The sequence below is a fragment of the Glutamicibacter nicotianae genome (assembly GCF_006539525.1).
Lineage (GTDB): Bacteria > Actinomycetota > Actinomycetes > Actinomycetales > Micrococcaceae > Glutamicibacter > Glutamicibacter nicotianae.
Genome location: NZ_BJNE01000001.1, coordinates 266,807 through 290,221 on the forward strand (window position 1 = coordinate 266,807; position 23,415 = coordinate 290,221).

At 64.1% G+C, this 23,415-nt stretch carries 19 protein-coding genes and 1 tRNA gene; 9 read left to right on the forward strand and 11 right to left on the reverse strand.

Annotated features, from left to right (window positions below; all coding sequences use genetic code 11):
• Position 1 precedes the first annotated feature (1 nt).
• The 3 genes from ANI01nite_RS01230 to ANI01nite_RS01240 are packed head-to-tail and all read right to left on the reverse strand — an operon-like array spanning position 2 to position 3,067.
• Positions 2–976, reverse strand: coding sequence for a TAXI family TRAP transporter solute-binding subunit (locus tag ANI01nite_RS01230; RefSeq protein ID WP_141355367.1), 975 nt, complete (start codon positions 974–976; stop codon positions 2–4).
• Positions 966–2,402, reverse strand: a complete 1,437-nt coding sequence (locus ANI01nite_RS01235) for a sensor histidine kinase (RefSeq protein WP_121866803.1) — start codon at positions 2,400–2,402, stop codon at positions 966–968. The genes ANI01nite_RS01230 and ANI01nite_RS01235 overlap by 11 nt, the downstream gene beginning before the upstream one ends.
• On the reverse strand, positions 2,399–3,067 hold the full coding sequence (locus tag ANI01nite_RS01240) for a response regulator transcription factor (RefSeq protein WP_038991294.1): 669 nt from the start codon (positions 3,065–3,067) through the stop codon (positions 2,399–2,401). Before ANI01nite_RS01240 ends, ANI01nite_RS01235 begins: the two co-directional genes overlap by 4 nt.
• Positions 3,068–3,309: 242 nt before the next feature.
• Between ANI01nite_RS01240 and ANI01nite_RS01245 the strand changes: the two genes are divergently transcribed.
• The 3 genes from ANI01nite_RS01245 (at position 3,310) to ANI01nite_RS01255 (ending at position 7,034) form a co-directional block, all read left to right on the forward strand.
• The gene (locus ANI01nite_RS01245) at positions 3,310–4,590 is read left to right on the forward strand and encodes an Nramp family divalent metal transporter (RefSeq protein WP_141355369.1); all 1,281 of its coding nucleotides are present in this window, start codon (positions 3,310–3,312) and stop codon (positions 4,588–4,590) included.
• Between the two features lie 80 nt (positions 4,591–4,670).
• Positions 4,671–5,312 (forward strand): NADPH-dependent F420 reductase, encoded by a 642-nt coding sequence (locus ANI01nite_RS01250; RefSeq protein WP_038991029.1) that lies wholly within the window; start codon positions 4,671–4,673, stop codon positions 5,310–5,312.
• Positions 5,313–5,423: 111 nt separating this feature from the next.
• Positions 5,424–7,034, forward strand: coding sequence for an FAD-dependent oxidoreductase (locus ANI01nite_RS01255; RefSeq protein ID WP_141355371.1), 1,611 nt, complete (start codon positions 5,424–5,426; stop codon positions 7,032–7,034).
• On the opposite strand, the gene ANI01nite_RS01260 is transcribed toward ANI01nite_RS01255, so the two are convergent.
• Positions 7,016–7,100 (reverse strand) — tRNA-Leu (locus ANI01nite_RS01260). The two genes, ANI01nite_RS01255 and ANI01nite_RS01260, sit on opposite strands and share 19 nt — an antisense overlap.
• A 510-nt stretch (positions 7,101–7,610) precedes the next feature.
• Between ANI01nite_RS01260 and ANI01nite_RS01265 the strand changes: the two genes are divergently transcribed.
• From ANI01nite_RS01265 to ANI01nite_RS01275, 3 genes are all read left to right on the forward strand, one after another.
• Positions 7,611–8,132, forward strand: coding sequence for a DUF2127 domain-containing protein (locus ANI01nite_RS01265; protein ID WP_141355373.1), 522 nt, complete (start codon positions 7,611–7,613; stop codon positions 8,130–8,132).
• 114 nt (positions 8,133–8,246) lie between these two features.
• Positions 8,247–9,227, forward strand: coding sequence for an alpha/beta fold hydrolase (locus ANI01nite_RS01270; RefSeq protein ID WP_141355375.1), 981 nt, complete (start codon positions 8,247–8,249; stop codon positions 9,225–9,227).
• A gap of 63 nt (positions 9,228–9,290) precedes the next feature.
• Entirely contained in the window at positions 9,291–10,484 is a 1,194-nt protein-coding gene (locus ANI01nite_RS01275; protein ID WP_141355377.1) for a glycosyltransferase, read from the forward strand.
• A gap of 74 nt (positions 10,485–10,558) precedes the next feature.
• Here the strand turns inward: ANI01nite_RS01275 and ANI01nite_RS01280 are convergent, their stop codons facing one another.
• Genes ANI01nite_RS01280 through ANI01nite_RS01290 form a run of 3 tightly spaced genes read right to left on the reverse strand, consistent with a single transcriptional unit; the run spans position 10,559 to position 14,047 of the window.
• Positions 10,559–11,413 (reverse strand): MaoC family dehydratase, encoded by an 855-nt coding sequence (locus ANI01nite_RS01280; protein WP_141355379.1) that lies wholly within the window; start codon positions 11,411–11,413, stop codon positions 10,559–10,561.
• Between the two features lies 1 nt (position 11,414).
• Positions 11,415–12,752: a 3-oxoacyl-ACP reductase gene (locus ANI01nite_RS01285; protein WP_141355381.1), complete on the reverse strand. Its 1,338-nt coding sequence runs from the start codon at positions 12,750–12,752 to the stop codon at positions 11,415–11,417.
• On the reverse strand, positions 12,752–14,047 hold the full coding sequence (locus ANI01nite_RS01290; RefSeq protein WP_141355383.1) for an acetyl-CoA C-acetyltransferase: 1,296 nt from the start codon (positions 14,045–14,047) through the stop codon (positions 12,752–12,754). Before ANI01nite_RS01290 ends, ANI01nite_RS01285 begins: the two co-directional genes overlap by 1 nt.
• Before the next feature lie 75 nt (positions 14,048–14,122).
• Here ANI01nite_RS01290 and ANI01nite_RS01295 point away from each other — a divergent pair, with 75 nt between their 5' ends.
• On the forward strand, positions 14,123–14,782 hold the full coding sequence (locus ANI01nite_RS01295; protein WP_141355385.1) for a TetR/AcrR family transcriptional regulator: 660 nt from the start codon (positions 14,123–14,125) through the stop codon (positions 14,780–14,782).
• A gap of 51 nt (positions 14,783–14,833) precedes the next feature.
• The gene (locus ANI01nite_RS01300) at positions 14,834–16,849 is read left to right on the forward strand and encodes an acyl-CoA dehydrogenase family protein (RefSeq protein ID WP_141355387.1); all 2,016 of its coding nucleotides are present in this window, start codon (positions 14,834–14,836) and stop codon (positions 16,847–16,849) included.
• A gap of 93 nt (positions 16,850–16,942) precedes the next feature.
• Here the strand turns inward: ANI01nite_RS01300 and ANI01nite_RS01305 are convergent, their stop codons facing one another.
• A complete protein-coding gene (locus tag ANI01nite_RS01305) occupies positions 16,943–17,431 on the reverse strand; it encodes a VOC family protein (protein ID WP_307723195.1) in 489 nt (162 codons plus the stop codon).
• A 47-nt stretch (positions 17,432–17,478) separates the two neighbouring features.
• Here ANI01nite_RS01305 and ANI01nite_RS01310 point away from each other — a divergent pair, with 47 nt between their 5' ends.
• Positions 17,479–18,048, forward strand: a complete 570-nt coding sequence (locus ANI01nite_RS01310; protein WP_141355389.1) for a GNAT family N-acetyltransferase — start codon at positions 17,479–17,481, stop codon at positions 18,046–18,048.
• On the opposite strand, the gene ANI01nite_RS01315 is transcribed toward ANI01nite_RS01310, so the two are convergent.
• The 3 genes from ANI01nite_RS01315 to ANI01nite_RS01325 form a co-directional block, all read right to left on the reverse strand.
• A complete protein-coding gene (locus tag ANI01nite_RS01315) occupies positions 18,045–18,980 on the reverse strand; it encodes a dihydrodipicolinate synthase family protein (protein WP_141355391.1) in 936 nt (311 codons plus the stop codon). The two genes, ANI01nite_RS01310 and ANI01nite_RS01315, sit on opposite strands and share 4 nt — an antisense overlap.
• 664 nt (positions 18,981–19,644) lie before the next feature.
• Positions 19,645–20,220: a hypothetical protein gene (locus ANI01nite_RS01320; protein ID WP_141355393.1), complete on the reverse strand. Its 576-nt coding sequence runs from the start codon at positions 20,218–20,220 to the stop codon at positions 19,645–19,647.
• Between the two features lie 120 nt (positions 20,221–20,340).
• Positions 20,341–23,214, reverse strand: a complete 2,874-nt coding sequence (locus ANI01nite_RS01325; protein ID WP_170214527.1) for an exo-alpha-sialidase — start codon at positions 23,212–23,214, stop codon at positions 20,341–20,343.
• Positions 23,215–23,415: the final 201 nt, after the last annotated feature.

Genomic DNA, 23,415 nt, shown 5'->3' on the forward strand with positions numbered 1-23,415 from the left:
CTTATCCGTGCAGTTCCCGGTAGGCGGTGCGCGCATCCGGGTGCAACGGCAGGCCACCGGTGCTGATCAAGGTTTCAGTGGTCAGGAATTGTATGCCGGCGCTGGAGTCCGGGACCAGCTGGTCAGCGTGGTCGACCAGGAGCTTGACGATGGCTCCGGCCAGGTCATCAGCCATATCCGCGCGCGCCATCAACAAGTTGCCCACCCCGATTGTCTGGACGGACTTGACGCCGTGGTAGGTTCCCTCCGGGATGACAACCGCATCGTACAGGTCCGGGTACCGCTCACGCAGCTGCGGCAGGACCCCCGACACGTCGAGCAGTTCCAGATCCATGCTGGACGCGAGTTCGCTCAGTGGCATCACCGGCAGGCCGCCGAAAAGGAAGAGCGCGTCAATGCTTCCGCGGCTCAGCGCGTCCAGCCCTGCCGCGTACCCGTACTGCAGCTCCGTGGGCGCATTCGCGCTGTTCTTGAGCTTCGCCGCTTCAAGGATCCGCTGGCCGGTAACCCACGTACCGGATTCCGGGGCGCCGGTTCCGATGGTGCGTCCTGCCAGATCGTGCAGCGATTCAATGCCGGTTCCAGGACGGAGGATGCAATGGAAGTAGTTCTGGTAGACGCGGCCCAGGGCCAGCGGCTGGGTCTGCGAGCCATGATCCTTCCGATACTGGTCCGCCGTATCGGCCAGCGCCAGAGCCAGCTCGGCCTCGTTGCCTGCGAGCATTGCCAGGTTCTGGGCGCTAGCTTGGGTGTTCAAGGCGCTGGACTGCTCGGCGACGCCGTTGGCCACCAGCGCCTTGGAGAGCAAGGAGGCAAATTGGAAGTACATTCCCCCATCTTCACCTGACGCGATATCCAGTCGGCCTGCACTGGCCCGCGAAGTGCAAGAACCCAAGGCCGGGATCGTGGCAGCCACCGGGAGCGCAAGCAGGTATTTGAGCAGATTCCGCCGCGATGGCAATGGCTCAGGACTCATCGTGGACCTCTGATTCCTTGGTGTGCCGGGGGAGGCTTATTGTGGCTTTCAGCCCTTGGCCCGGAGAAGATTCCAGCGTGAGTCCACCGGCATTGACGCGTGCCAGGCGATCGACGATCGCCAGTCCCAACCCTGTTCCCGGGCGGTGCCGCACCTGTTCTGCACGCCAGAACCGATCTGCGGCGTTCTCCAGTTCAGCGGCGCTCATGCCGGGACCATGGTCTTGGATTTGAATCTCTATTGTTCGCTGGTGGAGCTCTAGGCCCATCACGATGCTGCTGCCGGGTGCGTATTTGAAGGCGTTCTCAACCAGTTCTGCGAGCATCTGCTGCAAATCGAAGCCGTTGCACCACGCGATGGCTTCCGGTTCCGAGGTGGCACTGGCATCGAGCACCAGCTGGTTGCCTAGCAGCCGGGCAGCTTCGGATTGCCGTTCGACTTCTTCGGCAAGCATCTGCCCGACGTCGATTTGCTGGCCGCGCACAGCTGCGTCGGGCAGCGCGTCCCCGGCCCTTTGCTCGGTCAGCCGATGCTCGGCGCTGGCCAAGCGCATGACGCCATCCAGCAGGGTCTCGACCCGATCCAGTTCACTTTCCACGGCGTGCACTCCGGCGGGATCCGCCTGCTCGCCCAGGCGCATCTTCAGCAGATCCACGCGAAGCCTCAAGGCTGCTACCGGGTTGCGCAGCTGATGGGATGTCTCGGCGATGAGCTGTTGCTGCTGCTCCAGGCTCTCGGCCATGGTTTGGGCCATGCGGCTCAGCGACCGGGACAGCTGGCGCAGCTCGGGAGGGCCTTGCTCTTCCAGATGCACCGGTGCCTGGTGCTGCGCAATGTCGTTGACCGCGTCGTTGAGCCGGTGCACCGGGCGAAGCACCCAAGAGGTGAGGCGGTCGGCCAGGAGCAGCAGTCCGGCACCAAGGGAGATGACCATGAGCCAGAGCACGCTGGACTTTTCCAGCACCTTTGTGCGTGCAGTTTCCAGGTTCACTTGCATCGTGACCGAGCCGAGCACCTGGGCGGAATTGCCGAAAGGCTGCGAAAGCAATGCAGTGGCATCGGAGAAGGGATCGATGGGCGGAAGCTGGAGGAGCCCGAGGTTCAGTTCGGCATTGCGGACGGCCTGCGCAACCTCGGGGTCCTGCGGGTCGATGCTCCCCGAGACCAATTGCCGCTGGCCGAGATTGATCAGCAGTCCCTCGCCATACAGATCGCTATAGGTATCCATCTCCAGCTGAAGCAGCGACATGTCGCTGTTCAGGTCGGCATGGGTGGCAAGCTGGACAAAGCGGTTCAATGCCGAAATCCGGTTCAGCTGCAGGTCCGCGGTGGCATCGCGGCTCACGCTCTGCAGCAGCATCGCGCTGGCGATGGCGACGATCGCCAGCAGCAGAGTGCCCAGGATTCCCAGTACGCGCAGCCTCACGGGTTTGGCGTTTCCAGCCGGTAGCCGACTCCGCGAACGTTCACGATCATCCCCGGCGCCGCGAGCTTGGAACGCAAGCCGGTGAGGTGGACATCCAAGGAACGCGAAACCGCAATGAATGCGTCGCCCCAGAGGCGGTCAAGGATCTGCTCCCGGGTGACTACCGATCCGGCGTGCTGGGCCAGCAACGCCAGCAAGTCGAATTCCTTGGCGGTCAAATGCAGCGCCCGCCCGTCGAGTACCGCTTCGTGCTTGCCGGTATCCACGCGCAGCCCGCCGGCGATGAGCACGCCGTCGTTGTCGTCGGCAAGCACCTTTGCCCGGCGCGCCACCGCGTCAATACGGGCAAGGAGAACTGCCAGGCCGATGGGCTTAACCAGGAAATCGTCTGCGCCCTGGCGCAGCCCCCGGACCACGCTGCGCTCGTCATTGCGAGCCGAGAGGATGACGACGGGAACGTCGCTGATTTGGCGCAGCTTGCGCAGGACCTCAAGTCCGTCCATGTCCGGCAGGCCCAGGTCCAGCAGGATCATTTGTGCGTTGCGATGCTTCAACAGCGCGTCGGCACCGCGGCTGACATGCTCTGCCAGGTGGCCGGCCGCGCTCACCGCATCAATCAGGGCGCGGGCGACGGCCTCGTCGTCTTCGACGATCAACAGCTGCACGGCATCATCCTCGGTGATCAGATCCGGGCGCGAAGCCCGCAGGTAACTGGTCAATTCTAGCAATTCGAGTACGCAGTGTTTCTCACGTCACCCTCAAACTTAAGAAAGTGTTAGTAGTTGACTGCGAGTTTGCCAGTAAGAAAGATCACTACCAAGATTGAATACGATCTCACACCCCCGTGGTCCGCATCACCGTAGATGCGATGCCGCGGCGGCATCGCATTGCGGCAAAGGAAAATCAAATGAGTGAAAACATCGAGGCGCAACGCGCCGATCTGGACGGTGGCGGCCCACCGCGCTGGAAGGTCATTGGCCCGGGCCTGGTCGTTGCGGCGACCGGCGTTGGCGCAGCCGACATGGTAGCCACCCTGGTAGCAGGCAGCCAGTATGGCTATGCCCTGCTGTGGGCAGTGATTGTCGGCGTGATCCTGAAAATTGTTCTGGTTGAAGGCGCCGGCCGCTACACCCTGGCCACCGGAAAGACCATTTTCGAAGGCTGGAGCACCCTGGGCAAGTGGACCACCTGGTACTTCGGTCCCTACATCATCATCTGGGGCTTCGTCTACGGCGCTACCGCGATGAGCTCTGCCGCGTTGCCGCTGGCAGCCTTGATGCCGGCAGTGGACCTGAAGATCTGGGCAGTGCTCATGGGCCTGCTGGGCTTCGTGATGGTCTGGTTCGGCAAGTACAACTTCTTCGAGAAGATCACCGCCGTGCTGGTAGGCATCATGTTCGTGACCGTGGTGGGCTTGGCTTTCATCGCTGTGCCGAACATTCCGGAGATGCTCAAGGGCCTGATCCCGATGATTCCACAGGGCGGCGTGGTCTACACCCTGGCTTTGGCCGGCGGCGTCGGCGGCACCATCACCTTGGCCGCCTACGGCTACTGGCTGCGCGAAAAGGGCTGGTACACCCCTAAGTGGATGCGCGTGATGCGCATCGACAACACCATGGCCTACGTCATGACCGGCATTTTCGTGCTCGCGATGCTGATCGTCGGCGCAGAAGTTGTTCGCGCCGCTGGCGTCACCATTTCCGGTGGCGACAAGGGACTGCTGGAACTGGGCGATGTGCTGAAGGCCGAGTACGGCGATGTTGTCGGCAACGGCTTCCTGGTAGGCTTCTGGGCCGCGTCCTTCTCGTCGATCATCGGCGTGTGGAACGGCGTTTCGCTGATGTTCGCTGACTTCTGGGGCCACATGCGCAAGAAGCCTGCAAACCACCCGGACACCATGACCGGCGGCAAGTACTTCAAGTTCTACGTCCTGTGGCTGACCTTCCCGCCAATGGTGCTGTTCCTGCTGGACAAGCCGATCGCCCTGATCCTGGCCTACGGCGTCCTCGGCGCACTGTTCATGCCGTTCCTGGCAGTCACCCTCTTGGGCCTGCTCAACGGCAAGCGCATCCCGAAGGAATGGGCGAACCGCTGGCACACCAATACGGCGCTGGCGATTACCGCGGTGCTGTTCATCATCTTGGGCGTGCAGCAGCTGTTCAAGTCCCTGGCTCCGCTCTGGAGCTGACAAGCTTCCGCTAAGTTGAAGGCCGTGGTGGCATGCAATGAATTGCATGCCACCACGGCCTTCGCGTCTAGGCTGGAGCTATGAGCATCAAGCGGATTGGAATCCTGGGCGCAGGACGAGCTGGCACGGCATTGGCCCGGGCAGCGGCAGCTGCCGGCATTGAGGTACGCATCGCGGGCTCGCGGCCCCCGCGGATGATGAAATACCACTTGGCGCAGTATGCATCCCGGGCCACCGGCGTGCTGGCCGAGGAGATCGCCGAGGATGTCGACTTGGTGGTGCTCATGGTGCCGCAGGAAGAACTCGGCGACATCGATGTCTCCTCCTTGGCTGGCACCCTGCTGGTGGATGCGACCAACCGCTGGGAAGATGAGCCGCTTCCCGATTGGCTGGAAGCCTCGCTGGATGCCGGTCTGTCCAGTTCCGAGGGCATCGCGGCCCGCTTCAAGAGCTCGCGCGTAGTCAAGGCACTGAATCACATCAGCCATTGGGATATGGATGCGGATCGGGCAACTAAGCAATCTGCGCAGCGTGCCCTGGGCGTCGCCGCGGATAACGCGCAGGATGCCCAGATGGTTTCGGAACTCACCAAGGCATTGGGTTTCTCCCCGGTGCAGCTGCCCAGCTTGGCCGCCGGCCGGGTGCTGGAACCGCAGGGACCGGTCTTCAACCAGGTGCTGGATGCCGAGAGCCTGCGCCGGCTCAGCGGAACCCAAGGGTAGCTGGGTTCAAGGCACGACGGTTCCATCCAGTGGGACTGCTTCGCAGTGGATCGGCAGTGGACAGCTAATCTTCTGGATACTTTTTAGCCTATTTCGATAGGATGCCCGCACATGTCCGAAAGCAGCTCGTTCAACATTTCAGCCAGCAGCATCAGCAATTGGGATTACGAGGCCGATGTGGTGGTTGCCGGCTACGGCATCGCCGGGGTGAGCGCCGCCATCGAGGCTGCACGCGCCGGAGCCGAGGTGCTAGTGATCGAACGTTCCGGAGGCTGGGGCGGCGCCGCCTCCATGGCCGGCGGCTTCGTCTATCTCGGCGGCGGCACTCCGCTGCAGCGGGCTCTGGGCTTCGAAGACACCGTCGAGAACATGAAGTCCTTCATGAGGGCCGCCCTCGGCCCGGGGACCGACGATGCGAAGATCGATGCCTACTGCGAAGGCAGCGTGGATCATTACAACTGGCTGGTGGACGCGGGTGTGGTCTTCAAGGAATCGTTCTGGGGCCAGCCAGGCTGGGAACCTCCCCATGATGACGGGCTGATGTACTCCGGCGGCGAGAACGCAGCCCCGTTCAGCACCTCGATTTCCCCGGCTCCGCGCGGGCACGTTCCGCAGATGTCCGGCAAGAATACCGGCGAGCAGGGCGGCGGCTACATGCTCATGAAACCGCTGGTCGAGACCGCGCAAGCCCTGGGCGCGCGCGCCGAATACGACCTGCGGGTGCAATCGTTGGTCGTCGAGTCCGATGGACGCGTGGTGGGCATCGGCGCCACGCGCTATGGCAAGGATCTCTACGTAAAGGCACGTCGTGGCGCGGTACTGGCCATGGGCAGCTTCGCTTTCAACGAAGAAATGGTCCGTGCCAATGCGCCGCGCATCCTGGGCCGCCCGGCGGCATCCATTGAGGCGCACGACGGGCGCGCCATCCAAATGGGCCAGTCGATTGGCGCAGCGACCGCCCACATGGACGCCACCGAGGTCGCATTCTTCTGCGATCCGCAGTTGCTGGTGCGCGGCATCCTGGTCAACGGCCGCGGCCAGCGCTACATTAATGAAGACACCTACCCGGGCCGGCACGGCCAGGCGACGTTGTTCCACCAGGAGAACCAGGCATTTCTGGTCATCGACGAGGCTGCATTCGAAGAAGGCTCGGCCAGCGAAACCTCCAGTCCGGAACTGCTGATGCAGCCTACCTGGGTTGCCGACAACGCCGCCGAGCTGGAAGCCGAGATGGGACTGTCTGCAGGCAGCCTCCAGGCCACCATCGAGCAGTACAACCGCTTCGCGGCCGAGGGCACCGATCCCCTGCTGGGCAAGAACCCCAAGTGGGTCAAGCCACTGCGCGGTGCGCTGGCGGCAATCGACCTGCGTGGCCGCACCGGAGGATTCACCCTGGGCGGGCTGAAGACCGATGCCGACTCACGGGTACTGCATGTTTCGGGCGCACCGATCCCGGGCTTGTTCGCGGCGGGACGCTGCACTTCGGGGGTCTGCGCCGGCGGCTACGCCAGCGGTACCAGCCTGGGCGATGGAAGCTTCTTTGGCCGCCGCGCCGGAATCAGCGCGGCACAGCAAGCAAAGTCCCGGGTGGTATCGCGATGGCGCAGGGAGCCGCGGCTCATTGATTCCGTCCCCAGCGGGCCAAGATTTCTGGCAGATGTGAAAAATCCCCGGTTGACCGAAGTCAACCGGGGATTTACCTGTGCGCGAAAGGGGACTTGAACCCCTACCCTCTATTCGAGGACCAGCACCTCAAGCTGGCGCGTCTACCTATTCCGCCACCCGCGCAGGTTGTTCGTTGTTCGCGTTGTTATCGCTGGCAACGAAGTAAAACTCTACCACCGCTTTCGCGTGAATTCCAATCGGCCACCAACTGCCCCGAAGTCGTCGAAACGCCCGTAAATTCGCGGAATATTCGGCCTTGAGTAGGAGGTTTCAGCATTTTCACTGCAATTTCGTGTCAAGGGTCACAAGATTTTCGGCAGAATTGCAAGTTTTCGGCGACCGTGATGCCAGTTGCCAGCGATTCGAGCAATCAACTGTACTCGCGCAGGCGTGCGAATGACGCGGGTGCCCACTGTCCTTCGTTGATCAATTAGGCGAAGCGACGGCTCACTGTCCTCGTGGCTTCGATCAGCGCCTGATCTCCCTACGACATTCCGGAACGAAAATTGGTTGAAAATGAACATCGCTCGCCACGTGGAATCGAATTGGCAGCATGCCAGCGCTCAGATAGTCCATAGCGATTCGTCGCGCTTTGAGAAGTAAGCTCAGATCATCGTTAATGCTTGTCAAGCAATGAAGAAAGCACAGCGGGCCATGAACCATCCGGAATCAGCACCAGGACAAGGCAAGCGCCGCAGATTGCTTGACCGAACTTTTTACGTGGGCCTGATCCTCAAGGGCATCACGGGCGTTTCGGAACTCGTGGCCGGCACCATATTTCTCTTTGCCGGGTCATCTCAGATCATGGTGTTCGTAAGTGCAGTGACTCACCACGAACTTTCCGAAGATCCGCAGGATTTCATCGCCCGCTTTCTGGTCAGTTTGGCTGAACGCCTAGATGTTTCTGCAACACTCTTTGCAGCGGCTTACCTGCTATTCCATGGGATAGTAAAGGTGGTGCTGGTGTGGGCAGTGCTGAGAAACCAATTGTGGGCTTATCCGTGGCTCATTGGATTCCTGATTGCATTCATCGTGTACCAGATCTACGAGCTGTTTATCAGCTTCAGCTGGGGACTCATCGGGCTCACAGTTTTCGACGCATTCATCGTTGTACTGACATGGCGCGAGTATCAACTTCATCGACGGACAGCTTGAACTCTCCAGCCGAGCTCCCCGCATTTTCAATGATGGCCGGCCAAGGAGATCCAGAAGAGCTGAAGCAACTTTGGATGAAGCCCTCGTTGGCCCGCTTTCCCGTAAAGTGCGTACATGACTGATTTTTCCCTCGGCAGCAATCCCATCCATCACGGGCTGATGCCGACCGACGATGGCCACCAGCTGTACTGGGAAGAGTTCGGACGCCGCGACGGAATCCCGGCACTGCATCTGCACGGCGGCCCGGGAGGAACGCTCGGCGCCAGCGGCTATCGAAACCGCTGGGACCTGTCCCGTACGCGCCTCATCGGTTTCGAGCAGCGCGGTTGCGGCCGTTCCCTCCCCTCGGCTGCAGATGCAAACGTGGAGATGGAATCATTCACTACCCCGCGGCTCATTGCCGACATCGAAACGTTGCGCATCGGGCTGGGAATCGAGAAATGGATCCTCAATGGCGTGTCCTGGGGCTCGACCTTGGCGCTCGCCTACGCGCAGGCGCATCCCGAACGTGTTATCGGCATCGTGCTGTTCGCGGTGACGACAACCAGCCGTGAAGAAGTCCAATGGATCACCGAAACCGTCGGAGCGCTCTTTCCCGAGGCATGGGACCGGCTCGCGGGATTCGCCAGCAGGCATGTTCCTGCCTATGCGTCCGGACAGTTGCGGCTGGTCGAGGCCTACGCGCAACTGCTCAGCTCCAGCGATCTTGAACTTCGCGACGCGGCCTCCCGCGAATGGGCCCTGTGGGAGGACACCCACATTTCCCTCGGCTCCGAGCAAGTGGTTCGGGATCCGCGCTGGGAAGAGCGCAGTTTTCGGCATTCGATGACCCGGATGACGACGCATTTCTGGGCCCACGACGGCTTCTGCCAGCCACCGATCCTCGAGAACATGGCCAAGATCCAGCATCTTCCGGCCGTCCTGATCCACGGACGCGCCGATGTTTCCGGCCCTGCAAGAACCGCATGGAAGCTGCACCAGCTCTGGCCGGCTTCCTCGCTGGTCATCTGCGAAAAAGACGGCCACGGAGGAGCGGACATGGTGGATCACTGGACATCCGCAAACGCGAAGATGCTCGACTTGGCTTCTTGGTAGCATCGAAGCGGAGTTTCGAACGAAAAATTCCGTCACCAGCACAGCACCTTGGGAGTACCGATCATGCGCATAGCCATGCTTTCCCTGCATACCTCGCCAATGCAGCAACCCGGCTCCGGCGATGCAGGCGGCATGAACGTGTACATCCAGAACCTTTCCTATGCGCTGGGCGCGCTGGGCCACGAAGTGCATATGCTCACGCGCACCGCCGGGGAATCAGAGTCGCTGCAGGTCAGTGAGGGCGTATGGATGCACCAGGTGCAGGTAGCCGCGAACCGGACCCTGGCCAAGGAGCAGCTGCCCGAAATCATCGACGAAGCCGCGGAAGAAATAGCCACCCACCTGCACGGCGTGAAGATCGATGTAATCCATGGCCACTATTGGCTCTCGGGAATGGTGGGGCTGCAGCTGGCCGCACGGTGGGACGCTCCCCTGCTGGTGTCGATGCACACCTCGGCCGCGGCCAAGGAGCACGAATCGGGCATCCCCGAGCCCGGGTACCGCAAGGAAGCCGAGCAGCAGCTGCTTTCCGAATGCGCGCGCATCATCGCCAACACTCCAGTGGAAGCGAAGCAGCTCGGGCGCTTCTACGCCGTGGAATCGAAAAAGCTCGACATCGTGCTGCCCGGCGTCAACCATCGAATCTTCCATCCGGACCAGGACAAGGTGCGCCGCCCGCTGGGCGAGGATGACCTGCATCTGGTCTATGCCGGACGGATGCAACCGCTGAAGGGAGCGCATCTGCTGCTCGAAGCCATGGGCATCGCGCGCCGCGAGGACCCCAGCCTGCGCATCACCGCATCACTCTTCGGCGCCCTGTCCGGGCAAACCAACTACGACCTGCCATCGCTCGTGCAACGCCACGGCCTTCAGGACGTCGTCCGCTTCTTCGATCCGCTCTCCCCCGAGAAATTGGCACTCGTCTTCGCCAACGCCGACGTCGTTGCAGTCCCTTCGCTCTCCGAGACCTTCGGCCTGGTAGCTGCCGAAGCGCAGGCCTGCGGCACTCCGGTTCTGGCCAATGCCGTGGGCGGTTTGGCGTACGCCGTGAACGACGGCGAATCAGGGTGGCTCATGGACGAGCCCGATGCCCAGCTGTGGGCCGAAAAATTGCTTGAGCTTGCCCGGGATCCTGAACAGATTACTGCCGCCGGCCATGGCGCACTGGAGCATTCGGGACTATTCACCTGGGAGCGCGCCGCTGTCGCTACATTGGCCAGCTATCGCATGGCCCAGTCCGTGCGACACCGAGCCTAGTCAAGGTCGGTGGCACCACAGTGCCCTGGCCGTCAACGCGACTGCGTCGATGACCAGGGCACTGGTGACTTCACCTAGCCGCGCACCAGCTCCATTTCGAAGTGGGGCTTGGATTTGCGCGCATTCCACGCCTGGATGGTGTAACCGTCGGAGTTCGGCTGGAAGGCCAGGTCTACCGAAGCCGGAAGCACCACCGGAGTCTTGAACTCGATGCTCCAGCGGTAGCTTCCGCCAGCAGGCTCGATCCCCGCCAGCGCACGGGCCGCCAGGTAGATGCCGTGGGCGATGGCCGCCGGCATGCCCAATGCCTTGGCGCTGAGCGCAGCCAGGTGGATCGGGTTGTAGTCCCCGGCGACCGCGGCCCAGCGGCGTCCGGTTCCAGCATCCAGTTTCCAGCTTGCGGTGCGCTGCGGTGCGGCAAAGTCAGGGCGCGCGCTTTTCTCCGGCGTGGTCCCATCGAGCCGCACGCCTTTGGCCAAGAACGTGCTGCGCAGCAGCATCCGGTCCTGCCCATCCACCACAATGCGCATCACCAGGTCGGCGGTCACCCCGTGCGGATGGGCCGCGAGGTTCTCGCTGTGCACCTCGATGTCGAATGCCTCGTCCTCCCCCAGCGGCTGCTGGACCTCCACCTGATTGACCAGGTGGATCATTCCCAGAAGCGGCAACGGGAAATCGTCGCGCACCATCAAGGACATCGCCAGCGGGAACGCCAAGGAGTGCACGTAGAGACTCGGCAGCACACCGTTCACCGGTGCGTCCACGGCCTTGCGGAACTCGGCAAGCTTCGCCGGATCGGCCTTCGCGCCCTGGAACACCAGCACGGTTTCGGGCAGCACCGGGTTCTTCGGCTTGCGCTTCAGGGTCTTGACGGACTGGGCATAGACCGAGGCCATCGACGGAATTCCGGTAACGATCTGCGCACCCATCTCAGGCACCTACCAGCGATTGGCCGCAGACGCGCAGCACCTGGCCGTTCAGCCCGGCCGCGGCATCCGAGCCGAGGAAGCTGATGGCTTCGGCAACATCCACCGGCAGGCCGCCCTGCATCAGCGAGGGCAGGACCATGCGGGCCACGGTGCGGGTGCCCAGCGGGATCTTTGCGGTCATCTCGGTCTCGATGAATCCCGGGGCCACCGCGGCAATGGAGCCGCCATTCTCGGCGAACAGCTTGGCGCTGGCGTGCACCATGCCGATCACCCCGCCCTTGGAAGCCGCATAATTGGTCTGCCCGCGGTTCCCGGCGATCCCGGAGGTGGACGCCAGCGACACGATGCGCAGGCCCGGCAGCTTGGCCGCCAGGAAGGCCTCGTTCATGCGCAGCTGCGAGGCGATGTTCACGGCAATCACCGAATCCCAGCGGCCGGCATCCATGTTGGCCAGCAGCTTGTCGCGGGTGATTCCGGCATTGTGGATCACCAGATCCAGCGAGCCATGCCGGCCGATCGCGTGATCCATGATCTGCTGCGCTGCATCTTCCGCGGTGACATCCAGCTGCAAGGTGGTGGCGCCGATGGAATTGGCCACCTTGGCCAGCGCTTCGCCGGCGGCCGGCATGTCCACCACGACCACCTGCGCCCCATCGCGGGACAGGGTTTTGGCGATGGCCGCGCCGATGCCGCGGGCGGCCCCGGTCACCACTGCCACCTTGCCGGCCAGCGGCTTGGCGAAGTCAGCCGGAAGCACGCCATCGTTGGTGCGCACGGTCAGGAATTGGCCGTCCACATAGGCGCTGCGCCCGGAGAAGAAGAAGCGCAAGGCGGCCAGCGCACTCGGGCTGGCCACGGTAGTGCCAGCTTCGAGCACGATGCCATTGGCGGTCGCGCCACCGCGCATTTCGCGGCCCATCGAGCGCACCACGCCATCGATGCCCTGGCGCACGGCTGACAGCTGGGGCTCATCATCATCCCCGGCAGGCCGGGAGAAAGCGACCACGCGGCCGCCGGGAAGCAGCTTGCGCAGCGCCTGGCCGGCCGCCAGCATCAGCGGCGAGAGGTCGGTCGGGCGCTCGAGCTCGTCGAGCAGCAGCACCAGGCCGCCGAGCTTGGCTTCCCCTGCGTCATGCCGGCGCACATCCAGACCCCAGGAGACCAAGGTGTCGCTCAATTCCTGCGCCTTGGCCGAAGCGCCGAGGATCAATACCGGGCCGGGCAGCAGCGCGGCATCCGGGCTGTAGCGGCGCAGCCGCGGCGGACGCGGCAGGCCCAGCATGGTGGCCAGCTTCTTGGTCAGGCCGGTGTTGACCAGTTCCATGTACTTGTCTGCCATTAGTTGCGAGCCTCCAGAATTGCGACGACGCCCTGGCCGCCTGCTGCGCAGACCGAAATCAGTGCGCGGCCCGAACCCTTTTCGTGCAGCATCTTCGCGGTGCTGGCGATAATGCGGCCGCCGGTGGCGGCAAATGGGTGTCCGGCTGCGAGCGAGGAGCCATTCACGTTAAGCTTCGACCGGTCGATGGCGCCCAGCGGCGCCTCCAGGCCCAGCTTCTCGCGGCAGAATTCCTCGTCTTCCCACGCCTTGAGAGTGGAGAGCACGGTGCCGGCGAAGGCTTCGTGGATCTCGTAGAAGTCGAAGTCCTGCAAGGTGAGGTTGTTGCGCTTGAGCATGCGGGCGGTGGCGTAGGCCGGGGCCATCAGCAGGCCTTCACCGCCGTGCACGAAGTCCACCGCGGCGGCTTCGAAGTCGACGAAGTTCGCCAGCATCGGCAGGTCGTTGGCTTGGGCGTACTCTTCGCTGCCCAGCAGCACCGTCGAGGCGCCGTCGGTCAGCGGGGTGGAGTTGCCAGCGGTCATGGTCGCTTCCTCGCCCAGGTTTTTGCCGAAGGCCGGCTTGAGCTTGGCGAGCTTTTCCATGCTGGAGTCGGCGCGCAGGTTGTTGTCCTTGGCCAGGCCGTTGAACGGGGTAATCAGGTCGTTGAAGAAGCCCCGGTCGTAGGCGGCGGCCAGGTTCTTGTGGCTGGCCAGCGCCAGCTCATCCTGCGCTTCACGGGTGATGCCCCACTTCTTGGTGGTGATCGCCTGGTGGTCGCCCATGGACAGTCCGGTGCGTGGTTCGCCAGTTCCCGGGGCCGCCGGGGCCAGGTGGCCGGGACGGATCTTGGCCAGCGCGCCCAGCTTGGCCTTGGTGGTGCGTGCCCGGGACAGTTCCATCAGGATCGCGCGCAGCGAATCGGATACGGCGATGGGCGCGTCGGAGGTGGTGTCCACGCCGCCGCCAATGGCGGATTCGAGCTGGCCGAGCTTGATCTTGTTGGCCAGCGAGCCGATGGCTTCCATGCCGGTGGCGCACGCCATCTGCACATCGTAGGCCGGGGTGGCGTGATCCAGCGAGGAGCCGAGCACCGCTTCGCGGATCAGGTTGAAGTTCTTGGAGTGCTTGAGCACCGCACCGCCGGAGACTGCACCGATGCGCTGTCCCTGCAGTCCGTAGCGGGCAACCAGGCCCTCCAGTGCGGCGGTGAACATGTCCTGGTTGGACGCATTCACATAGGCGGTGTTGGAACGGGCGAAGGGAATGCGGTTTCCACCGATGATCACGGCATTGCGCACAGAGGGCTGGCTCATGTTCGTTGAACTCCTGTAAATATTCTGGTGTGACAAGTATTACTGTAACCAAGAGTACATGATACTCTGAGTTACGTGAACAAGATCACCGAAGAATTCGACCGCGAGACCGACGGCCGGGCAGCCCGCTGGGAAGCGCATCGCACCGCGCGCCACGAGGAGCTGTTCAAGCTGGCACGCAAGGCAGTGCACGAGCTCGGCCCGCAGGTCTCGATGGAAGACATCGCCGGGCACGCACGCACCTCCAAGCCCGTCTACTACCGGTACTTCGGAGACAAGGAAGGACTGCGCCAGGCGCTAAGCGCCATGGTGATCAACGACTTCCGCGAACGCGTCATCGCCGCGGGTCTGGCCAAGGAAGACGAAATCAGCGCGCTGCACGCGATGGTCTCCTCCTATCTGGGACTGGCCGACAACAGCCCCAACCTGTACTTCTTCGTGACCTCCGCCCCGCGCTCGGCCGATGACGAGTCGGCCGGGGCTCTGAACACCTTCTTCGAGGAGGCCTCCAGCTTGATGAGCGAACGCCTGCTCAAGCTCTACGACCAGCGCGCCACCGCCGCCACCCTCGATTTGTGGCCGCGTGCGGCCCTGGGCATGGTCCGCGCCGCCGGCGAGCAATGGCTGAGCCAGCCGCCCGGCGCCAACAAGCCGTCGCTGCAGTCGCTGGCCACCGAACTGACCAACTGGCTGGCCTACGGCATCGCCTCCACCCGGACACCGACAACCCGCTGAAGCACCTTGAGTGCATCCCTAACCCGACACCACCGAAATGAAAGGCACGCCATGAGCGAGAACCGCATCAACGTCACCGCCCTCTCCGAGCAGCTGCTCGGCCCCTACGCCGAAATCCGCAAGGCCTCGCGCGCCCGCGCCGCCAATCCGCAGCTGCAGCGCGACCCGCTGCTGGGCATGGACGAGCATCGCGAACGGGTGCTCGGCCAGCTGGGCATCCTCGTCGAGCAGGAGGCCGTGCAGCGTGCCTTCCCCAAGGAATTCGGCGGCTTCGATGACCACGGCGGCTCGCTGGCCGCCTTCGAGGAACTGGTGGCAGCCGACCCATCGCTGCAGATCAAGGCAGGGGTGCAGTGGGGCCTGTTCGCCGGAGCGATCCTGCACCTGGGCAGCGAAGAGCACCACGCCAAGTGGCTGCCGGATGCCATGAGCCTGAAGACCCCGGGCGCCTTCGCCATGACCGAGATCGGCCACGGCTCGGACGTGGCGTCGGTCGCCACCACTGCCATCTACGACGAAGCCACGGAGGAATTCGTCATCCACACCCCGTTCAAGGCCGCCTGGAAGGACTATCTGGGCAACGCCGCGCTGCACGGCAAGGCAGCCACCGTCTTCGCCCAGCTGATCACCAAGGGCGTGAACCATGGCGTGCACTGCTTCTACGTGCCGATCCGCGACGAGGACGGCAACTTCCTGGACGGCGTCGGCGGCGAGGACGACGGGCTCAAGGGCGGGCTGAACGGCATCGACAACGGCCGGCTGCACTTCACCAACGTGCGTGTTCCGCGCACCAACCTGCTCAACCGCTACGGCAACGTGGACGCCGATGGCACCTATTCCTCGCCGATCCCCTCGCCGGGCCGCCGCTTCTTCACCATGCTCGGCACCCTGGTCCAGGGCCGCGTCTCGCTGGATGGCGCCGCCACCAACGCCTCGAAGATCGCCCTGCAGATCGCCGTGACCTACGGCAACCAGCGCCGCCAGTTCAACTCCACCTCGGACACCGAGGAAACCACCCTGCTGGACTACCAGCGCCACCAGCGTCGGCTGATCACCCGGCTGGCCCGCACCTATGCCTCCTCCTTCGCCCACGACGGCCTGCTGGACAAGTTCGATGCGGTGTTCTCCGGCCGCGCCGACAGCGACGACGACCGCCAGGACCTGGAAACCCTCGCCGCCGCGCTGAAGCCGCTGAGCACCTGGGACGCACTGGACACCATCCAGGAATGCCGCGAAGCCTGTGGCGGCGCCGGCTTCATCGCCAAGAACCGCTTCACCCAGCTCTACGCGGACCTGGATGTCTACGTGACCTTCGAGGGCGACAACAATGTGCTGCTGCAGCTGGTGGGCAAGCGCCTGCTCACCGACTATGCGGCCGAGTTCCGCAAGCTCGACACCGGCGCGATGGCGCTGTACGCGGCCAAGCAGGCAGGCACCACCGCACTGCACCGCTCCGGGCTGCGCAGCGTGGGCCAGGCCTTCGCGGACATCTCCGATGAGCGCAAGAGCGCCAACTTCTTCAAGGACCCGGAGAACCAGCGAGCCTTGCTTGCCGACCGCATCAATGCCAAGGTCGCCTCGGTAGCCAACGCCCTGCGCGCCGCCGGGAAGGACAAGGCCAAGGGCGCCGCCGCGTTCAACGAGAACCAGGACCTGCTGATCTCCGCGGCCCGCGATCACGGCCAGCTGCTGCGCTGGGAGGCATTCACCGCGGCCATCGAGAAGACCGGCGATCCGGCCACCACCGAGGTGCTGACTTGGCTGCGCGATGTCTTCGCGCTGTCGTTGATCGAGGACGACCTGGGCTGGTACCTGGCCAACGGCCTGCTCTCGATGCAGCGTGCCCGCACCCTGTCCGGCTACATCAACCGCCTGCTCGCCCGCCTGCGCCCGCATGCCCAGGACCTGGTGGACGCCTTCGGCTACACCCAGGACCACCTGCGTGCGGACATCTCCTCGGGCGGCGAAGCAGAACGCCAAGACGAGGCCATGGAGTATTTCCGCAAGCTGCGCGCCAGCGACAATGCGCCGATCAGCGAGAAGTCCTTGCAGAAGGCCAAGCGCTAGTACCTGCCTGAGGCCAGGTCACCGGTGCCCGGCCCCGGGGAAATTCCGCGGGGCCGAGCTCCGGCCGTTTAACAGTAGTCGCGGCTGCTGGGATTAATTGTCCAGCCGCTGGGCCAGCGCCACGGTCAGCCCTTCGGGACCGCGCACGTAGGCCATCTTCCACATGCCCTCGTATTCGCCGACCCCGCCGATCAGCCCATAGCCCTGGGTTTCAAGGCCGGTGAGCATCTCCTGGAGATCGTCGACCTCGAACGCGATCGAGCGCATCCCGAGTTCATTGGCCATGGCGTGCGGGTTGCCCGGTTCGTGCGCGGGCTTCTCGAAGCTGGACAGCTCGATGCCGACGGAGGAATCCTCGGATTTGAGCATCACGATGTTCGTGCGCGAGTCCTTGACCCCGCACACGGTTTCCAGGAACTCGCCTTCCATCCCGTCGACTCTCCCCTCGACATGCAGGCCCAGGCCAATGAAGAAGGCGGTCACCAGATCGAGGTCTGCAACGGTGATGCCGATATGGTCAAAACGGATTATTCGTGGCATGGTGGTGGGCACGCTTTCCTTGATCGACATCCAGTTAGCCACAGGGTACGCCCCACAGGCGCCCGGAACCAGTCCCCGAAGAAGACTTGATGGAACTAGAAATCTTGCCTGCAGATGCCTCGCGCTGGGATGGCCTGGCACTCATCTTCGGTGTGCGGGGCGATCCCTCGTGGTGCAAATGCCAGTACTTCATCGATGAGCAATGGAACCGCGGCGCGGCCAGCAATGATACTGCCCTGCGCGAACAGGTCAGCGCCCCCGGCATTCCCGCCGGCCTGCTCGCCTATGCCGATGGCCAGCCGGCAGGCTGGGTGCAGGTCGGGCCCAGCGGGCGGTACCCGCGCTTCCGCCCCCGCGGGCACCAGGCCGGCGAATCCATCTGGGTGCTGACTTGTTTCGTTATCCGCCCCGAATTCCGCCGCCAAGGCATTTCGGCCCAGCTGCTGGCCGGCGCAATCGAGCATGCCCGCGCGAACGGCGCCAGCGTGCTGCGCGCCCGCCCCACCGATACCAGCATCAATGCCAAGGACAGTGCCGGACTGTTTACCGGTGTCCTGGCAACTTTCGAAGCTGCCGGCTTCACTGTCGTCAACCGCAACAGGAGCCTGGCCCTGGTGGAATTGGACCTGGCGGAACTGGATCTGGCTCCGACTCGCTAGAGACTTGCCAGCCCCAACCGGTCGAGCATCAGCGCTAGCTGGGCGCGCTGATCCGGTTTCAGCCCCTGGACCGGCAACGGCAGGCAATCGGGCGCAGCCAATCCCTGACGCTCGGCGATGGCGGCGCTGACGCGCAGGCTGCCGCACTGCCCGATCAGCTCCCACAGAGGTTGCAGGTCTTCGCTGAGAGCCTGCGCCTTCGCGGGCTCACCCGCCTGCACCGCACGCGTGATCCCAAGCATCGGTACCGGGATCGTCCCGCCCACCGCGGTAAACCATGTATCGCACCCGGCGATCAGCCCGGCTGCCCCGAACGCATCGCCGGAGACGCCAATGCCCACGTGCTCGGGAAGCACCGCCCTGATCGCGGCAACATGCGCCCGCGCTTTTTCCGGATCTGCCGGAACCCCGGGAATCTTGATGGAAATGATCCCGGGCAACTGCGCGATCCGCCCGTAGAGCTGGTTGCTGAAGGTGAAATGGGTGGTTGACGGATTGTCGTAGACGACCACTGGCAGCTCGCTGCGCCCGGTGGCTGCCCGGAACAGCTCGAAGACCTCGTCATCATCCAGCCGCTGGTAGCCCACCGGGGCGAGCAGCACTCCGGCCGCGCCGGCGGCCCGGGCATCATCAATATGCGCCAGCACGTGCTCTGTGCGCATGGCGCCGACGCCGGCCAGCACCGGTATCCCGGCAGCGTGCTGCACTGCCAATCGGATGACGCGCTCGCGCTCTGCACGATCCAGGTACATGTACGAACCGGTCGAGCCCAGTACGGTGATCGAATCCACCCCGGCGGCAACCAAGCGCTGCACCAGTCCGATGAAGGCGGTCTGATCGAGCTGGCCGTCTTTCAACGGGGTGAGCGGAAAGGCGCTGAGCCCGGTCAATGCAGTCACGGGCACCGTGCCGGTGCTATCTGGCGATGTCATCATGGAAGTCCTGTTCACTATGCTGGTTCCTTGATCTTACGTCCAGCACTGCGCAGGCGATGACCACGCACCCGCCGAGTATGCTGGGCATGCCGACGTGCGTGCAGCAGCATCCCGGCCCATGGCCAGGTCCTCCGCTCCGGGAGCACAGACTGGTTGCGCATCAATATGCGTCTGGGTCCCTGATTTCAAAAACTGCTGGCGAATGCTGCCTCCAGTAGGCTGTGCTCGATTTGCCTTGCTTTGAACCTGCCGGTTGCGCCCGGCACGTTCAGCAAAGTGATCGATAGCGTGCAGGATCTCATCGCTGCGCCAGATTGGGCCGAGCTTGTGTTCCTTCTTGGACTGCAAGATGCCGCAGTTCGTGAGCGCTTGAAGAGGCGGGTAGATGCTTGGCGGTTTCACGCCCGGACTCTGGCCGCGGAGGCTGCTGCAATCACTGGTTTTTGCATCAGCAGATCCAGGATCCTCCAGGCGTTGCTGCTCACTCGCGAAAAGGAGCGGGTATTCCATGATTCGCGAATGGCGCTGATCTCTTGGACCATTTCCCGGGTATTGGCCGCAGCCAGACGCGAAAACCGCCACCATCACCACGCCTTAAAAGAAGACTGGGGTGAATGGCGGATCAGCTCATTCACCCCAGTCCCCCGGGAATCTTCGCGGATTAAAGCCCGTCGACCTCGACCAGGCCGCGACGCGTAGGCACCGGTGCCACGTGCGTGCCGTTGGCCGCGACCCGCTGCACCGACAGCAAGCGTGATGCTGGTCCATCCGCGGTCTGCAGGATCCACGGGCCGACCATCAGGTAGCCGCGGTCCTTCTCGGCTTCGGTGACCACCCCGGTCACCACGAAATCGCCGTATGGTTCCTGGCTGAAGGAAGCCACCACCAGATCGCCATGCGACAGCTCGGAAACCTCGATGTCTTCCGGAGCGAAATCGCCTTCGAAGACGGCAGGGAAGGCGCGCACGTCCTTGTCAGGCTGGCGCTGCATGATCTCGCCGCCCTCGGCGTCCTTGGCTTTCTTCTTCGCCGCGGCCGCGTTCAACCCGCCGACCATCACGTCATCGAGCACGGTCGCGTGCGCGGCCCCGGTAATCAAGAAGTTGCCGAAACGTTCGGTCTTGTAGAGCACCGATAGGACATCGCCGCCCTGGACCTCGCCGAAGGCCGCTTTCATGCCAGCTACGTCGCGCTTGGAAGGGCCTTTGATAAAGACGTCCACTGATTCTCCGTTCATGCTGTTCAACACAATTCTCGCTCCCAAGCCTAGGCGAGAAGGGCGCGCGCCCGGAAACGGACGCGCGCCCTGCTGGCGGCGGGGTTGGCGACGGGAACCAGGATCCGGCCTGCCACCGTGCTACTTCACCCGCACCACCAGCTGCTTGCTATCGGTGGAACCGGCGGCATTCGCCACGGCCGCCCGGTATCGGTAGGTTCCCGGTGCACGGTCCTCCAGAACCGTCGTGGCCTGCTGCGCGTTCGGGGTGTCGGCGTCCAGCTGCTGCTCATCGACCAGCTTGCCGTTCTCGAATAACTGGTAGCTGGTGGCGTTGGTGCCCCACCGCAGCTCGCTGCTCACCGTGATCGTGCCGGCCTGAGCATCAACCTGGGCGCTGAGCTTCGGCGCACCCGGCGCGGCATCGGTGACCTTCACGGCCAGCACCGCGGTTTTGCGCTGGCCGGCAGCGTTGCGCAGCACGCCCTGGTACTTGTAGGTGCCGTTCGCCTTGCCGGTGATGCCGACACTGGCCTGCTGGGCTTCCTGGCCGTTCGCAGCCAGCGGCTGGCGGGCGATCTGCTCGCCGTTCTCATACAGGATGAACTCGGTGGCGTTGGCACCGTAGCGCAGATCCATGGTGATCGTGTAGTCGCCGTCCTGCAGCCCGCTGTCCTGTCCGTTGTCGTGCGAGAGCACGGCCTTGCCCGGCTTGCCGGAGGCTTCCTCCTGTTCCTGCACCGGCAGGTCCAAGGCCGGCAGCACCAGTTCGGCCGTGGCCTGCTTGGCCCCGTTGTTCCCGGCCAGCGTTTCGGCGGCTTCAGCCAGCTTGGCCTGCTCGATATCCGAGGCTTGCAGCTGGCGGGTGATGGTGGCCGTGGCGCTCTGCCCCGCGGCCAGCTCCGGGATCTCGATCCCGCCGCCGGTGATGCCGGTCAGCCGCACGTTGCCGGTGTTCTGAACGGTGGCCTCATAGCTGACGGTGTCTCCGGCAGATGCGTAGCCGTCATCGTCCAGGTCGGCCAGCACCGGCTGCCCGGCGCGGGCTTCCAGGCCCGGGGCGCGGACCAGCAGGTCGACCTCGTCGCCGATGATCCGGTATTCGTTGGCGACCGTCGCGTAGTCCCCGAGCTTGCCGGATGTCCAGGTGGTCTGCGGGGTGAAGTATCCGTTGGACAGGTCCTCGGCGGTCACCGCATGGCGCGGGGTGGTGCACTGGTAGGAGGCGCCGGCAGCGAGGTTGGAGTAGCGGCAGTTGCCGGCCTCGCTGGGCTCGCCGACCGGCTTCGCGGCGAAGGGAGCGAAGTTGCCCTCGGTGGGCACCACCCATTGGTTGATGTTGCCGGTGTTCTTCACGGTGAAGCTGTACGGCACCTTCTCGCCTTCGGCATAAGGGTCGGTAGCCAGGTCGCGGCCGGAGTCGGCGCGCTGACCGGTCACCTCGATGCCGGTGACCTCCTGGCCGTTGATCTGCGCGTCGACCAGCCCCTGGGACTGGGTGCCGTCGGCCTCGGTGAACACCAGCTGCAGCTGCTGGGTGCCATTGGCCAGCGCCGAGATGTCCACCGGCAGGGCCACGGTGCGCGACTGCCCGGCCTCCAGCGGCTCGATGGACAGCGGTTCGGCGGTGGCCTGGCTGCTTTCGGCCAGCGCCAAGGTGCCGCTGATGGCGCGGTCCTCCTGGTTGGCGATGGTCACCTCCAGCTCGGCCTGCTCCCCGGCTGCGGCGGTGAGTTCCGGCGCGGCCAGCGGTGCGCACACGTAATTCAGCCATTGCTCGTCGAAGCTCGCGAATTGCATGGAGTCGGTGTAGCCCCCCTCATAGAAGACGCCGAACTGTCCATCGTCCAGGGCGCTGGCCACCGAATATGCGGAGAAGCCGCGCCGGATGGTGCGCAGCCCCGGCCAGGTTTGCCCGTCGTCGCAGGAAACCCGGGCGGAGACGTTCTGCCGGCCGGTCTTGGAATTGGCCCCGGTGTACAGCAGCTTCTTCGCCTCGGCGCTGCCGGCCTCGGCGCCCGGATACAGCTGGGTGATGTGGGCGTTGTTCGTCGGGTCGGGCAGCTGATGGTCCGCGGAAACCTGGGAGTAGCTGTGGCCGCCGTCCTCCGATACGGCCACCTTGCGGTAGCCGTCGCCTGCCGAATCGCGGGAGTTGAGCATGACCCGGCCGTCGGAGAGCTCCACGACCTTGTTCTCGTCCATGCGGCTGCCGGTGAATTCGCCGCGCTGCCAGGTGGCACCGTGGTCGTCGGAGTACACCGAATAGGCCTGGATGCTGCGGGACCCGTCGGGTTGCATGACATCCCCGGCATACTGCTGGATCAACCGGCCGGCGTACTCGCCGCGGGACAGCTGGATGCCCGCGCCGGAGGTGGCGAAGGTGCTACGCACCGCGCCGGGCACGGCACCGTCCCCGGGCTTGACCACCTCGGTGATCAGCCGCGGCTCGCTCCAGGTCAGCCCGCCGTCGGAGGATTCGACCACCGCGGCGCTGATCACCTGGCGGTTCTCGTCGTCATTGCCCCAGGTGCTGCCGTGGAAGCCCTGGTCCTTGGAGTAGACGAAGAAGGCGAAGACTTTGCCAGTCTGCTCGTCGTGGACGTAGCTGGGATCGGAATAGCCGTACTTGCCTTCCTCGGCACTGCCGGCGAACCCGGCGGCGATCGTGGTCATCGGCCCCCACGTCTTGCCGTTGTCGGTGCTGCGGCGCTGCACGATGGAGTTGGGGTTCGGCGCGTCGGCGGCGCTGCCCGGCCGGGCATCCCAGGAGGCGAGCACCACCCCGTCGCCCAGGTGCAGCAGCGCCGGGATGCGGTAGAAGAAATCGGCCTCGGTGCGGTCCGCACCGAGGTTGGTCTCGGTGAACTGCCCCGGCGCGGCGCCCGGGTCGGCTTCGGTGGCCGAACCGGCAGCCTGCGCTGGCGAGGCGGCAGACAGCGGCACCAGCAGCGCGGCTGCCACAGCCAGGGCCAGCGGCCGGCGCCGGCGTGATCGGTGGATAACAGGTTTCAAGGGCGGAGTCCTCTCACTGGGGATGGGATGATCGCGGTGATCCGCTAGAGGTATGACGTAGGACGTCACCCCCAGTGTATGTGGCGTGCATTACCTTGGCTAGTGGTTTCCGATTTAATCTGAATAATTATCTCCACGTCAAAAGTACTTTGTTTGAATAAATAGAAAAACCCCAGGGGCGGAACGCTGTGCGTTCCGCCC